The organism is Streptomyces huasconensis, from assembly GCF_021028635.1.
Lineage (GTDB): Bacteria > Actinomycetota > Actinomycetes > Streptomycetales > Streptomycetaceae > Streptomyces > Streptomyces huasconensis.
On sequence record NZ_CP086119.1, the window covers coordinates 4,957,995 to 4,970,357 of the forward strand.

14 protein-coding genes and 1 pseudogene are annotated in these 12,363 nt (G+C 71.3%); 9 read left to right on the top strand and 6 right to left on the bottom strand.

What is annotated here, in order from left to right; translation table 11 throughout:
* Nucleotides 1-38: 38 nt before the first annotated feature.
* Nucleotides 39-230, bottom strand: a pseudogene (locus J2N69_RS22715) (hypothetical protein); the annotation flags it as partial.
* Nucleotides 231-292: 62 nt separating this feature from the next.
* On the opposite strand from J2N69_RS22715, the gene trpS reads away from it, so the two are divergent.
* Nucleotides 293-1,306 carry a tryptophan--tRNA ligase gene (gene trpS / locus J2N69_RS22720; RefSeq protein WP_230902386.1) on the top strand — a complete coding sequence of 338 codons (1,014 nt, stop codon included), beginning with the start codon at nucleotides 293-295 and terminating at the stop codon, nucleotides 1,304-1,306.
* A 104-nt stretch (nucleotides 1,307-1,410) separates the two neighbouring features.
* Nucleotides 1,411-1,995, top strand: a complete 585-nt coding sequence (locus tag J2N69_RS22725; RefSeq protein ID WP_230902387.1) for a 2'-5' RNA ligase family protein — start codon at nucleotides 1,411-1,413, stop codon at nucleotides 1,993-1,995.
* Nucleotides 1,996-2,027: 32 nt separating this feature from the next.
* Here the strand turns inward: J2N69_RS22725 and J2N69_RS22730 are convergent, their stop codons facing one another.
* Together J2N69_RS22730 and J2N69_RS22735 are read right to left on the bottom strand one after the other, a co-directional pair.
* Nucleotides 2,028-2,783 (bottom strand): decaprenylphospho-beta-D-erythro-pentofuranosid-2-ulose 2-reductase, encoded by a 756-nt coding sequence (locus J2N69_RS22730; RefSeq protein ID WP_230902388.1) that lies wholly within the window; start codon nucleotides 2,781-2,783, stop codon nucleotides 2,028-2,030.
* 13 nt (nucleotides 2,784-2,796) lie between these two features.
* Nucleotides 2,797-4,176: an FAD-binding oxidoreductase gene (locus J2N69_RS22735; protein WP_230902389.1), complete on the bottom strand. Its 1,380-nt coding sequence runs from the start codon at nucleotides 4,174-4,176 to the stop codon at nucleotides 2,797-2,799.
* 191 nt (nucleotides 4,177-4,367) lie between these two features.
* Here J2N69_RS22735 and J2N69_RS22740 point away from each other — a divergent pair, with 191 nt between their 5' ends.
* The 4 genes from J2N69_RS22740 to J2N69_RS22755 are packed head-to-tail and all read left to right on the top strand — an operon-like array spanning nucleotide 4,368 to nucleotide 7,267.
* Nucleotides 4,368-4,880, top strand: a complete 513-nt coding sequence (locus J2N69_RS22740; RefSeq protein WP_230902390.1) for a phosphatase PAP2 family protein — start codon at nucleotides 4,368-4,370, stop codon at nucleotides 4,878-4,880.
* Nucleotides 4,873-5,832, top strand: a complete 960-nt coding sequence (locus tag J2N69_RS22745) for a decaprenyl-phosphate phosphoribosyltransferase (RefSeq protein WP_230902391.1) — start codon at nucleotides 4,873-4,875, stop codon at nucleotides 5,830-5,832. Before J2N69_RS22740 ends, J2N69_RS22745 begins: the two co-directional genes overlap by 8 nt.
* Nucleotides 5,829-6,332 carry a GtrA family protein gene (locus J2N69_RS22750; protein ID WP_230902392.1) on the top strand — a complete coding sequence of 168 codons (504 nt, stop codon included), beginning with the start codon at nucleotides 5,829-5,831 and terminating at the stop codon, nucleotides 6,330-6,332. The genes J2N69_RS22745 and J2N69_RS22750 overlap by 4 nt, the downstream gene beginning before the upstream one ends.
* Nucleotides 6,320-7,267: a YihY/virulence factor BrkB family protein gene (locus J2N69_RS22755; RefSeq protein WP_230902393.1), complete on the top strand. Its 948-nt coding sequence runs from the start codon at nucleotides 6,320-6,322 to the stop codon at nucleotides 7,265-7,267. The genes J2N69_RS22750 and J2N69_RS22755 overlap by 13 nt, the downstream gene beginning before the upstream one ends.
* On the opposite strand, the gene J2N69_RS22760 is transcribed toward J2N69_RS22755, so the two are convergent.
* Nucleotides 7,212-8,468: a D-alanyl-D-alanine carboxypeptidase family protein gene (locus tag J2N69_RS22760; RefSeq protein WP_408056773.1), complete on the bottom strand. Its 1,257-nt coding sequence runs from the start codon at nucleotides 8,466-8,468 to the stop codon at nucleotides 7,212-7,214. The genes J2N69_RS22755 and J2N69_RS22760 overlap by 56 nt on opposite strands.
* Before the next feature lie 109 nt (nucleotides 8,469-8,577).
* Between J2N69_RS22760 and J2N69_RS22765 the strand changes: the two genes are divergently transcribed.
* A complete protein-coding gene (locus tag J2N69_RS22765) occupies nucleotides 8,578-8,820 on the top strand; it encodes an SCO4848 family membrane protein (protein ID WP_230902395.1) in 243 nt (80 codons plus the stop codon).
* Between the two features lie 2 nt (nucleotides 8,821-8,822).
* Nucleotides 8,823-10,124 carry a metallophosphoesterase gene (locus J2N69_RS22770; protein WP_230902396.1) on the top strand — a complete coding sequence of 434 codons (1,302 nt, stop codon included), beginning with the start codon at nucleotides 8,823-8,825 and terminating at the stop codon, nucleotides 10,122-10,124.
* A 65-nt stretch (nucleotides 10,125-10,189) separates the two neighbouring features.
* Here the strand turns inward: J2N69_RS22770 and J2N69_RS22775 are convergent, their stop codons facing one another.
* Together J2N69_RS22775 and J2N69_RS22780 are read right to left on the bottom strand one after the other, a co-directional pair.
* The gene (locus J2N69_RS22775) at nucleotides 10,190-10,600 is read right to left on the bottom strand and encodes a VOC family protein (RefSeq protein WP_127911274.1); all 411 of its coding nucleotides are present in this window, start codon (nucleotides 10,598-10,600) and stop codon (nucleotides 10,190-10,192) included.
* Nucleotides 10,601-10,918: 318 nt separating this feature from the next.
* Nucleotides 10,919-11,674, bottom strand: a complete 756-nt coding sequence (locus J2N69_RS22780) for an SDR family NAD(P)-dependent oxidoreductase (protein ID WP_230902397.1) — start codon at nucleotides 11,672-11,674, stop codon at nucleotides 10,919-10,921.
* A 123-nt stretch (nucleotides 11,675-11,797) separates the two neighbouring features.
* Between J2N69_RS22780 and J2N69_RS22785 the strand changes: the two genes are divergently transcribed.
* Nucleotides 11,798-12,229, top strand: coding sequence for an Rrf2 family transcriptional regulator (locus J2N69_RS22785; protein WP_230902398.1), 432 nt, complete (start codon nucleotides 11,798-11,800; stop codon nucleotides 12,227-12,229).
* The last annotated feature ends 134 nt before the right edge of the window (nucleotides 12,230-12,363 follow it).

Here is a 12,363-nt window from a genome sequence, read left to right on the forward strand (position 1 = left end):
GGCCGGGTCCTCGGCCCTGTGCCAGGTGACGGCCAAGCGGTGATCTGCCGGACGGCCGAACGCACTGTGTTCCTCGTCTCATCGGCCACGATCGCCAGCAGCCACGGCTTGACCACCGAGCCCCCCGAAGGCGCCTCCGCGGCCGGTCCCGCGCCGAGTGCCGTCACCGCCCTGAGCGCGCTGCCGGTGAAAGTGCTGGCCACACTCTTGGTACACCGGACGGGTGTGATCGGCTCCCACCCGTCCCCAGCCTGTTTCCGAGCTGGGAGCGTCACCTGAGAGAATGGGCCCCATGGCCTCTGAACGACCTCGTGTGCTCTCCGGTATCCAGCCCACCGCCGGATCGTTCCACCTCGGCAACTACCTCGGCGCCGTCCGCCAGTGGGTGGCGTTGCAGGAGACCCACGACGCCTTCTACATGGTGGTCGACCTGCACGCGATCACCGTCCCGCAGGACCCCGCCGAGCTGCGCGCCAACACCCGGCTCGCCGCCGCCCAGCTGCTCGCCGCGGGTCTCGACCCGGAGCGCTGCACGCTCTTCGTCCAGAGCCACGTGCCGGAGCACGCCCAGCTGGCCTGGGTCATGAACTGCCTCACCGGCTTCGGCGAGGCCTCGCGCATGACGCAGTTCAAGGACAAGTCCGCCAAGCAGGGTGCCGACCGCGCCTCGGTCGGCCTGTTCACGTACCCCGTCCTCCAGGTCGCGGACATCCTGCTGTACCAGGCCCACGAGGTCCCGGTCGGCGAGGACCAGCGCCAGCACATCGAGCTCACCCGTGACCTCGCCGAGCGTTTCAACGGCCGCTTCGGGGAGACGTTCACGGTGCCGTCGGCGTACATCCTCAAGGAGACGGCGAAGATCTACGACCTTCAGGACCCGTCGATCAAGATGAGCAAGTCGGCGTCCACACCGAAGGGGCTCATCAACCTCCTCGACGAGCCGAAGACGACCGCCAAGAAGGTCAGGAGCGCCGTCACCGACACGGACACGGTCATCCGCTACGACGTGGCCGAGAAGCCCGGCGTCAGCAACCTCCTCAGCATCTACTCCACGCTCACCGGCACCGGTATCGCGGAACTGGAGCAGAAATACACCGGCAAGGGCTACGGTGCGCTGAAGACCGACCTCGCCGAGGTCATGGTCGAGTTCGTGACCCCGTTCCGGGACCGCACCCAGCAGTACCTGGACGACCCGGAGACGCTCGACTCGATCCTGGCCAAGGGCGCGGAGAAGGCGCGTGCCGTCGCCGCCGAGACCCTCGCGCAGGCGTACGAGAAGGTGGGCTTCCTGCCCGCCAAGCACTGAGCTTCACCGAACCGAGCACGACGAGTACGACCAGCACGACCAGCACACCGCGCTGCCCGGCAGGCTGCGCACCCTGCCCATCGACACGACGACAGGAGTACGACGTGGGGACCGTAACGATCGGCGTCTCGATCGCGGTCCCGGAGCCACACGGCAGCCTGCTCCAGGAGCGCCGTGCGGGCTTCGGGGACCCCGCGGCGCACGGCATCCCCACCCACGTGACCCTGCTGCCCCCCACCGAGGTGGCGGCCTCCGCGCTGCCCGCGGTCGAGGCGCATCTGCTCTCGGTCGCGGCGGCCGGCCGTTCGTTCCCGATGCGCCTGTCGGGGACGGGCACCTTCCGCCCGCTGTCCCCGGTCGTCTTCGTACAGGTGGTGTCCGGCGCGGCGGCCTGCTCGTGGCTGCAGGAGCAGGTGCGGGACGCGTCGGGCCCGATGGCGCGCGAACTGCAGTTCCCCTACCACCCGCACGTCACGGTGGCGCACGGCATCTCCGAAGAGGCCATGGACCGGGCGTACGAGGAGCTCTCCGAGTACGAGGCCGAGTGGTCCTGCACCGGCTTCGCTCTGTACGAGCAGGGCTCCGACGGCGTCTGGCGCAAGCTGCGCGACTTCGCCTTCGGCGGCGGCCCGGTGGTGCCCCCGCAGGCCCCCTCCCCGGCCGCCCGGGGCACGCTGCCCGCCCACTGACGCGGGCACCGCGCCCTGAAGCGGCAGGGCCGTCAGAGCGGCAGCCGCCGGAACACCTGCCGCGGCGCGTGCCGCAGCGCCGACATGACCACCCGCAGCGCTCCGGGCACCCACACCGTCTCCGAGCGGCGCCGCAGGCCGGTCTCGATGGCCTCTGCCACCGCCTCCGGAGTGGTCGCCATGGGGGCCTCCTCCAGGCCCGCCGTCATCTTCGAGCGGACGAAGCCGGGGCGGACGACCATCACGTGCACCCCGGTGCCGTACAGCGCGTCGCCGAGGCCCTGGGAGAAGGCGTCCAGGCCGGCCTTGCTGGAGCCGTAGATGAAGTTCGAACGGCGTGCCCGCTCGCCCGCGACCGAGGAGAGCACCACCAGGGAGCCGTGCCCCTGGGACTGGAGCGCCCGCGCGCAGACCAGGCCCGCGGAGACCGCCCCGGTGTAGTTGGTCTGGGCGACGCGGACCGCGGCGAGGGGGTCGTCCTCGTCGCGCGCCTGGTCGCCGAGGATGCCGAAGGCGAGCAGCACCATGTCGATGTCGCCCTCGGCGAAGATCTTGCCGAGGCTCTCCTCGTGGGCCTCGGGGTCGAGCGCGTCGAAGGCGACGGTGCGTACGTCCGCGCCCATGTCGCGCAGCCCGGAGGCGGCCTCCTCCAGGGCGGGGGAGGGCCGTCCGGCCAGCCACACCGTGCGGGTGCGGCGGGCGACGAGGCGGCGGGCGGTGGCGAGTCCGATCTCGGAGGTGCCGCCGAGGACGAGCAGGGACTGGGGGGTGCCGAAGGCGTCTTTCATGAGGTCCGGTCTCCTAGAGGGCGAGGCGGCGCGAGAGGTCCGAGCGGAACACGCCGCGCGGATCGAGATCGGCCCGCAGCGCGCGGAAGTCGGCGAGCCGCGGGTACATGGCGGCGAGCATCTCCGGCCGCAGCCGGGAGTCCTTGGCGAGGTAGACGCGCCCGTCGGCGGCGGCCACCTCCTCGTCGAGTTCGTCGAGGAAGGCGCTGAGCCCCGGCAGGTTGGCCGGGATGTCCAGGGCCAGCGTCCAGCCGGGCATCGGGAACGACAGCCAGCCCGGATCGCCCTCTCCGAAGCGCTTCAGCACGGCGAGGAAGGACGGGCAGCCGCGCTCGGAGATGCGGCGTACGACGCGGCGCAGGGCCTCTTCCTTGCCGTACCCGACGACGAACTGGTACTGCACGAAGCCGCTGCGGCCGTAGACGCGGTTCCAGTGCGGGACGCCGTCCAGAGGGTGGAAGAAGGTGGAGATCTTCTGGAGTTCGCCGGTGCGTGAACGGGGCGCTCTGCGGTACCACAACTCGTTGAAGAGGCCCACCGAGGTCTTGCCGAGCAGTCCCTCCGGCACGAAGGAGGGCGGGGCGGGGAGCTGCCCGGGGCGGAACGCGAGGGGGGCTCTACGCGCGCGTGCCCGTGCCGGAAGCGCGTCCAGGGGGGCGTGGTCACCGCGGGTCAGGACCGAGCGGCCCATGGACGTCCCGCGCGCGAGGAGGTCGATCCAGGCCACGGAGTAGCGATAGCGGTGGTCGGTGGCGGTCAGGCGGGCCATCAAGTCGTCGAGGTCCGTGGCGCGTTCCGTGTCGACGCTCATCAAGGACGTCTCGACCGGTTGCAGTTGGACCGTCGCCGACAGGATGACGCCGGTCAGGCCCATGCCGCCCGCCGTGGCGTCGAACAGCGGGGTGCCGGGGGTGACGGTGCGGACCGTGCCGTCCGCGGTCAGCAGGTCCATCGCGAGCACATGGCGGGCGAAGGACCCCGAGACGTGGTGGTTCTTGCCGTGGATGTCGGCGCCGATGGCCCCGCCGACCGTCACATAGCGGGTCCCGGGGGTCACCGGCACGAACCAGCCGAGGGGGAGCAGGACTTCCATCAGGCGGTGCAGGGAGACGCCCGCGTCGCAGACGACCACGCCCGCCTCGGCGTCGATGGTGCGCACCCGGTCCATGCCCGTCATGTCGAAGACGGCGCCGCCCGCGTTCTGCGCCGCGTCGCCGTACGCCCGGCCGAGGCCTCTGGCGATGCCGCCGCGCTCGCCGCAGTCGCGCACGGCTGCCGCGGCCTCCTCCGGGGTGCGGGGCCGCACCAGAAGGGCGGTGGTCGGGGCGGTGCGGCCCCAGCCGGAGACGGACACGGCTTCGGCCGGGGGCGGGGCGGGGGTGTCGACAGGCATGGCAAAGACCGTAACGCCCCTGGAAGGGCGGTTAGGCATAAATCATCCGTACTCTCACCGAAATGGGTGATTGAGGGAGTGTCATTCAACATTGCCGGAATTATTGGCAGGTTGGCAGGTTGGCTAGACGGGTCGAGGTGCCCAGCTCTCGAACGTCGAACGTCTTCGAATGTCTTCGAAAAAGAGGCCACATGTACGACATGGACCACAGGTTGCTGTCGGCCCTGCGCGACTGCGGCACCGACCCGCGCGTGGCGACCGCCGCACGCGCCCTCTCCTGGAGCGGTGAACACGGCGCTCTGTGGATCGCCGCGGGGCTCGTGGGCGCCGCCGCCGACCGCGAGCGGCGCGGCGCCTGGCTGCGCGGCACCGCGCTGACCGCCGCCGCCCACCTGGCCAGCATGGGCGTCAAGCGGATCGTCCGCCGCCCGCGCCCCGGCAGCGCGGAACCGCTCGTACGGACCGTGGGGCGGCACTCCTTCCCCAGCTCGCACGCCACTTCGGCCGCCGCCGCCACCGTCGCGTACGGCGCGCTGCGCCCGGCCGGGGCCCGCCTCGTGCCGCCGCTGGCCGCCGCGATGTGCGTCTCCCGGATGGTCGTCGGCGTCCACTACCCCTCGGACGTCGCCGCGGGCGCGGCACTCGGCGCGCTCACCGCGCGCGCGGGAACCGCCTGGATGATGGGGGGCCGCGTCGATGCCTGAACGTATCTCCACCGTCCTGGAGCGGCCCCGTCCGCCCCGGTCGTCACGTCCGGGCGCCATCGGTCTGCCGCTCGGCCTCCTGAAGACGGCGCGCCCGCGCCAGTGGGTGAAGAACGTCCTGGTCGTCGCCGCCCCCGCGGCGGCGGGCGAACTGTTCTCGCGCCACGCCGCCGTGCAACTCGCGCTCGTCTTCGCGCTGTTCACGGCCGCCGCCTCCGCCGTCTACCTGATCAACGACGCGCGCGACGCGGACGCCGACCGCGCCCACCCCACCAAGTGCCGCAGACCGGTGGCGGCCGGGCAGGTGCCGGTGCCCGTCGCCTATGCCGTGGGAGGCCTCCTCGCGGTCCTCGCGCCCGCGGCCGCGGCGGTCCTGTGCACGCCGCTCACGGCCGCGCTCCTGGCCGCGTACGTCTGCATGCAACTCGCCTACTGCGTCAGCCTCAAGCACGTCCTCGTCGTCGACCTCACGATCGTCACGACCGGCTTCCTGATGCGCGCCATGATCGGCGGCATCGCGCTCGACATTCCGCTCTCCCGCTGGTTCCTGATCACCACCGGCTTCGGCGCGCTCTTCATGGTCTCCGCCAAGCGGTACTCCGAAGCCGTCCAGATGTCCGCCGGTTCCGGGAAGCTGGGCGCCACGCGCGCGTTGCTCACCGAATACACCACCGGCTACCTCCGCTTCGTATGGCAGCTGGCCGCCGGGGTCGCGGTCCTCGCGTACTGCCTGTGGGCCATGGAAGCGGGCGGCAGCACGACCAGCGGCAGCCTCCTGCCGTGGCGCCAGCTCTCCATGACGGCCTTCATCCTCGCGATCCTGCGCTACGCCGTCTTCGCCGACCGGGGCACCGCCGGCGAGCCCGAGGACGTCGTCCTGCGCGACAGGGCACTCGCCGTGATCGGTCTGGTGTGGCTGGCCATGTACGGACTCGCGGTCGCGAACTGGTGAGTTGGATTTCCCTACGCGCGCGTCTGCGGTCGCTCGGCCCCGAACTGCTCGGCTTCGCCGCCGCCGGGATCTGCGCGTACGCCGTCGACCTCGGCCTCTTCATCTGGCTGCGCGGGCCGGTGGGGCTCGACCCATTGACCGCCAAGTCGCTCTCCTTCGTGGCGGGCTGCTCCGTGGCGTACGCGGGCAACGCGCTCGGCACCTACCGGCGCAAGGCGGCAGGGGTCTCACGGCTGCGCCAGTACGCGGTGTTCTTCGCCGTCAACGTCGCCGGCGCCCTCGTCCAGCTGCTGTGCATCGCCGTGTCGCACTACGGGCTCGGTCTCACCTCGCAGCGCGCGGACACCGTGTCGGGCGCCGGGGTCGGCATGGCTCTCGCCACCGTTCTACGGTTCTGGGGAACCCGGACCCTCGTATTCCGCGTGTCGGGCCGGACTGCGGGCACGTCTTCGGACAGGACGGCAGGCAGGGAGGCGACGGAGGCGACATGGACTGGCTGAAGAAACTGCCCGGGATCGGACCGCTGGTCGAGAAGGGGATGCGCACGCACGCGTGGCGCGCGTACGAACGGCTCGACCATGTCCACTGGACGCGCCTCGCGGCCGCGATGACCTTCATCAGCTTCCTGGCGCTCTTCCCGCTGATCACCGTCGCCGCGGCGGTCGCGGCGGCGACGCTCTCCCAGAAGCAGCAGAACACGCTGGAGGACAAGCTCGCCGAGCAGGTCCCGGGCATCTCCGACCAGCTGGACCTGGACACCCTCGTCGCCAACGCGGGCACCGTCGGCCTCGTCGCGGGCGCCCTGCTGCTCTTCACCGGCATCGGCTGGGTCGGCTCCATGAGGGAGTGCCTGCGGTGCGTCTGGGAGCTGGACGACGAGGAGGGCAACCCCGTCCTGGGCAAGGTCAAGGACGCCGGGGTGCTCATCGGTCTCGGCGGCGCGGGCCTCGCCTCGTTCACCGCCTCCGCGCTCGCCTCGACCGCCGTCGGCTGGACCGCCGACCTCCTCGGCATCGCCGAGACGGGCTGGGGCGCGGCCCTGCTCCAGGCGGTCGCCTTCGCGATCGCCGTCCTCGCCGACTTCCTGCTGCTGCTCTACGTCCTCACCCTGCTGCCCGGCGTCCAGCCGCACCGCCGCGACCTGATCACCGCGGGACTGATCGGCGCGGCCGGCTTCGAGCTGCTGAAGCTGCTGCTCGGCGGCTACATGAAGGGCGTCGCCGCGAAGAGCATGTACGGCGCCTTCGGCGTGCCCGTCGCGCTGCTCCTGTGGATCAACTTCACCGCGAAGCTGCTGCTGTTCTGCGCCGCCTGGACGGCGACGCGGAAGGCGTCACGGGCGGCGGACCGCCCCGACGCCGGCCAGGACGCTCAGGACGTCAGTCCTGCCGCGGACGGCGGCCGGCCTGACCGGGCAGCGGCATCCGGCGCCTGACGAGGAAGACGCCCGCGGCGAGCACCACGACCACGCCGCCCGTGACCGCCAGCGCGGTGCCCATGCCGCCCGATCCGCCGTCGGAGGAGTGCGTCATGTTCGCGGCGGCGCCGTTCTTGCCGTCGCCGCCCGGGGCGCCCTTGCCGGCGCCCGTGGCACCCTTCGGCGCGACCAGCTCACCCACCGGGTCGACCTTCCCCGCCGCCTTGAAGCCCCAGTCGAACAGCCGCTCGGTCTCCTTGTAGACCGCGTGCGCCTCTCCGGAGGAGGGGTTCATGACGGTGACGAGGAGGACCTTGCCGTCGCGCTCGGCGACCCCGGTGAACGTGTTCCCCGCGTGCGAGGTGTAGCCGTTCTTGACACCGGCGATGCCCTTGTAGGGGCTGATGCCGAGGGCACCGGTGAGCAGCTTGTTGGTGTTCTGGATCTCGAAGGACCCGCGCTTCGTCTGGCCCTTGTCCTTGCCCTTCTTGATCTTCTTGGTCTCGCCGGGGAACTGGGCGACGGCCGTGGCGCAGTACTCCCGGAAGTCCTTCTTCTGCAGCCCGGAGCGGGCGATCAGCGACAGGTCGTACGCCGAGGACACCTGCCCCTTGGCGTCGTACCCGTCCGGCGAGACCACGTGCGTGTCCAGGGCCTGGAGCTCCTCGGCGTGCTCCTGCATGTCCTTGACGGTGTTCGCGACGCCGTCGTTCATCGCGGACAGGACGTGCACCGCGTCGTTGCCGGACTTCAGGAAGACGCCGAGCCACAGGTCGTGGACGGAGTACGTCTCGTTCTCCTTGATGCCGACCATGCTGCTGCCCGCGCCGATGCCCTGCAGTTCGGAGGGGGCGACCTTGTGCTGCTGCGACTTGGGGAACTTCGGCAGGACCGTGTCGGCGAAGAGCATCTTGAGGGTGCTCGCGGGAGGCAGCCGCCAGTGCGCGTTGTGCGCGGCGAGGACATCGCCGGTCTCCGCGTCCGAGACGATCCAGGAGCGTGCCGTGAGGTCCTTGGGCAGCACCGGGGCGCCCGGCTTGAGCTGCGCCTGGGTGCCCGGTTTGCCGAGCAGGGCGCCGCCGACGGTCGACATCGCAGCGGGCGGCTTCGGCTGGTCGTCGTCGCCCGGCTTGCCGTCCGCGAACGCGGGAGCGGTGGCCGACAGGGTCAGCATGGTCGCGGAGGCGAGCAGCAACGCGGCTGTTCTGGTGGCAGGCACGGACGAGAACGTACAGGGCGGCGTCGTGGCACCCGCCGCCGAGGTGCGCTGGGCGCCGGCGGCCCCACCCCGGCGGCGGCCCGCAAGAAGCCCTCGCGATACTGAACCCATGAAGCTCAGCCGCCCAGTCTCCTGGTTCCTGCTCGCCTTCGGGGTGTGGAGCTGGGTCATCTGGATCACTTTCGTCAAAAATCTGTGGAAGGACGGCAGCGGGCTCGCCTTCGACGACGCGGGCGACCCGACCGGGTACTTCTGGGTGCACCTGACGCTCGCCGTTGTCTCCTTTGTCTTGGGGACGGTGGTGGGCACCATCGGGTTCCGTGGAATCCGCGCTCTGCGCCGTACGTCATAGCCGTGGCCGTTCTCGGGGTCCTCGTGGGCCTGGCCGTGCTCGCGGCCTTCGCCGCCCTCCACTGGTACGCGTGGCGCCGCCTCGTGCGCGACACGACGGCCGGACCCGGGCCTGCCCGGCGTGCCGGCACGGTCCTCTTCGTGGCCGGACCACTGCTGGTGCTCGCCGCGCTCGTGGCCGGACGCGCCGGCGCGCCCTTCCCGCTCCAGCGGATCGTCGCCTGGCCCGGCTACTTGTGGCTGGCCCTCTCGCTCTACCTGCTGCTGGCGCTGCTGGTGGGGGAGTTGGTGCGGCCTCTGCTGGGGTGGTGGGTCGGACGGAGGGGGTCCGGCGGGGAAGCGGCGCACTCCGTAGAGGGTGACGTGGGTGAGCGCGCCCCTTCCATAGAGGCTGCTCCCGCAGAGCGCGGCTCCATAGAGAGCGTGGAGAGCACACCCGCCGCTACAACCCCCTCTCCCTCTCCCCCTCCCACGCGCGCCCCCTCCCGCCGTCTCTTCGTGTCCCGGATCGTCGGGGGTGGCGTCGCCGCCGCCGCCGTGGGGACCGTCGGGTACGGGGCCTACGGTGTGCTCAGGGGGCCCCGGGTGAAGCGGGTCACCGTGCCGCTCGCCAAACTGCCGCGTGGGGCGCACGGGTTCCGGATAGCCGTCGTCAGCGACGTCCACCTCGGGCCGATCCTCGGGCGCGGCTTCACACAGCGCGTGGTCGACACCGTCAACGCCACGCAGCCCGATCTGATCGCCGTGGTCGGCGACTTGGTGGACGGCAGCGTCGAGGACCTCGGCCCGGCCGCCGCCCCGCTCGCCGGGCTGCGGTCACGGCACGGCGCGTACTTCGTCACCGGCAACCACGAGTACTTCTCCGGGGCCGAGCAGTGGGTCGACCACGTACGCGAACTCGGTCTGCGCCCGCTGCGGAACGCCCGTACGGAACTGCCGGGCTTCGACCTCGCCGGTGTCGACGACGTGGCGGGCGAGGACGAGGGCGAGGGCCCCGACTTCGCCAAGGCCCTCGGTGACCGGGACCGCTCACGGGCCTCGGTCCTCCTCGCGCACCAGCCCGTCGTCATCCACGACGCCGTCGAGCACGGCGTCGACCTGCAACTCTCCGGCCACACCCACGGCGGCCAGCTGTGGCCCGGCAACCTCGTGGCGGACCTGGCCAACCCCACGCTCGCGGGCCTGGAGCGGTACGGCGACACGCAGTTGTACGTGAGCCGGGGCGCGGGGGCGTGGGGGCCGCCCGTGCGGGTCGGGGCGCCGTCGGACATCACGGTCGTGGAACTGGCGTCACGACAGGCCTGAGCGGCGACGGGACGGTGACGTTCGTCGAGGAGACGACTGCGGGGGAGCGCCGCCCCCGCGGGGGCTCAAGAACTGCGGGCCAGCTCCGGGCGCTTGAGGTAGTCCGTGAAGCCGATGACGTTGCCCCAGGGGTCGGCGATCTCCACGGTCCACCCCGTGGCGACGGAGAACGGCTCGGCGAGCAGCACGACCCCCGCGTCGGCGAGGGCCCGGCCCTTGGCGCGGGCGTCCGGGACCTCCAGCCACAGGCGGGGCGAGGGCCAGGGAGGCGTACGGGGCATGATGCCGTCCTCCACCCGCAGCAGGATGCCCGGGGTCTCCTTGCCCACCTTCAGGATGGCGAGCCCGATCTCGTCGAGCCGGAAGGCGACGGGGAACCCGGCCCGCTCGTAGAAGCCGACGGCCTCGCCCAGGTCGCCGACGGGGAACAGGGCGTTGTCGAAGCCGAGAAGCTCTGCGGACTGGTCAGCGGACAGGCCGACCGACTGGTTGTCTGACATTCCGTCAGGGTAGGTCAGGGGTGGCCGCCGCACCGGCGCAGGCGCGCATGAACCGCCCCACGGAGCGCGTGCCCCTTCGGCCGTGTGGTCGTACGGATGGTCCGGGCCGTCAGGGGCATCCGGTGAGGAATTCCCTCACCGCACTGATGTCCGTATGCCATTCGGAAATCTGATGGCCGTCCTCATCGACCGTACTGCGCGGCTCCCCACGGAGATCCTGCCGACGGCACCGACGCCGTACGCCGCGTCCTGCGCCGTATGTGCCGACTCTCTGCCCCCTTGCTGTGTTCGGGTTCAGGCGTTGTAGCCGCCGTGGGCGTCCAGCACCGCGCCCGTGATGTACGACGCGGAGGGGCTCGCCAGGAAGGCGATGGCCGCGGCGATTTCGTCGGGGTGCCCCATGCGTTGCAGGGACAGCGAGCTGAGCATCGCCTTGAGGGTGTCGGGGTTTGGCGGTTGCATGCCGCTGTCCATCAGCCCGGCTTCCACGACGTTGGCCGTGATGTCGCGGGGCCCGAGGTCCCGTGCGACCCCCATGGTGTACCGCTCGATGCCCGACTTGGTCGCCGAGTAGTCGGCAACGCCCGGGACGCCGACCCGGGAGCCCAGTCCGGAACTCACCGTGATGATGCGGCCGCCCGTGCGCAGCACTCGGGAGGCGGCCCGGATGACGGCGATCACGCCGAGGTAGTTGGTGGCGTGCATCCGGTCCAGTGCGGCGGTGTCGGCGTCCGGGTCGTCCACCGTGCGGCCCTGCTCCACCGAGATCGCCGCGTTGTTGACGAGGATGTCCAGGCCGCCGAAGTGCGCGACCACGTCGTCGATCAGCGCCGGCGCCCGGCTCGTGTCCGCCTGGTCGGACTGGAAGGCGACGGCCTTGGCTCCCTTGCCGAGCACCTCGTCGACGACGGCCTGCGCCTGCTTCTCGGAGCTGACATAGGTGAAGGCGACGTCGGCGCCCTGCTGGGCCAGCAGCCGTACGGTCGCGGCTCCCAGCCCGCGCGACCCCCCGGTGACCAGGGCGACCTTGCCCGTGAGCGGCTTGTCCATTCTTCCCACCTCGTTGGTTGATCCTTCGCGGCAGTCGCAACATTAATTGTTACGACAGTCGGTTGCAACCTTTCCTGTTACGACTGCCGTATCATGAAGCGTTGTGGCCGAGAGGAGGAGCCCATGAGCGCCAACAGCAGGCTGACCATCGCCGCCCACGCGCTGGCCTGGATCGGCCTCTATCAGCGCCAGGGCCACGAGGTCGCCACCTCCGAGCAGATCGCGACCAGCGCGAACACCAACCCCGTGGTGATCAGGCGGCTGCTCGGCGAGCTGCGCAGGGCCGGGCTCGTGGAGTCCCGGCGGGGCGTGGGCGCGGGCTGGTCGCTGGCACGCGAGCTGGAGTCGATGACCCTGCTCGACGTGTACGAGGCGGTGGAACCCGGCCCGCTGTTCGCAATGCACCGCACCACTCCGGACCAGGGGTGTGTGGTGGGTCACGGCATCCAGCCGGCAATGCGGAGCGTCTACGCGGGCATCGAGGAGACCGTGAGACGCGAGCTGGCCCGCGTCACGCTCGCGAACGTACTCCGGGACGTACTCGCATCTCGCTAGCCTCTCCGTTACGGCCTGACATCTCCAAGATCCCCACCCAGGTCCAGGCCGGTGCACGGCCGGAGAAGCCGCCGGACCCACACCTCCGCGCCCTACGCGACCGGGCCCCGCTCCAGGAAGGAGCGGGGCCCGGT

Bases quoted from the DNA above. Each gene is read 5' to 3' on its own strand.
- trpS (WP_230902386.1), top strand. From the start codon at position 293: ATGGCCTCTGAACGACCTCGTGTGCTCTCCGGTATCCAGCCCACCGCC.
- J2N69_RS22730 (WP_230902388.1), bottom strand. From the start codon at position 2,783: ATGAAAGACGCCTTCGGCACCCCCCAGTCCCTGCTCGTCCTCGGCGGC.
- J2N69_RS22735 (WP_230902389.1), bottom strand. From the start codon at position 4,176: ATGCCTGTCGACACCCCCGCCCCGCCCCCGGCCGAAGCCGTGTCCGTC.
- J2N69_RS22740 (WP_230902390.1), top strand. From the start codon at position 4,368: ATGTACGACATGGACCACAGGTTGCTGTCGGCCCTGCGCGACTGCGGC.
- J2N69_RS22745 (WP_230902391.1), top strand. From the start codon at position 4,873: ATGCCTGAACGTATCTCCACCGTCCTGGAGCGGCCCCGTCCGCCCCGG.
- J2N69_RS22755 (WP_230902393.1), top strand. From the start codon at position 6,320: ATGGACTGGCTGAAGAAACTGCCCGGGATCGGACCGCTGGTCGAGAAG.
- J2N69_RS22765 (WP_230902395.1), top strand. From the start codon at position 8,578: ATGAAGCTCAGCCGCCCAGTCTCCTGGTTCCTGCTCGCCTTCGGGGTG.
- J2N69_RS22780 (WP_230902397.1), bottom strand. From the start codon at position 11,674: ATGGACAAGCCGCTCACGGGCAAGGTCGCCCTGGTCACCGGGGGGTCG.
- J2N69_RS22785 (WP_230902398.1), top strand. From the start codon at position 11,798: ATGAGCGCCAACAGCAGGCTGACCATCGCCGCCCACGCGCTGGCCTGG.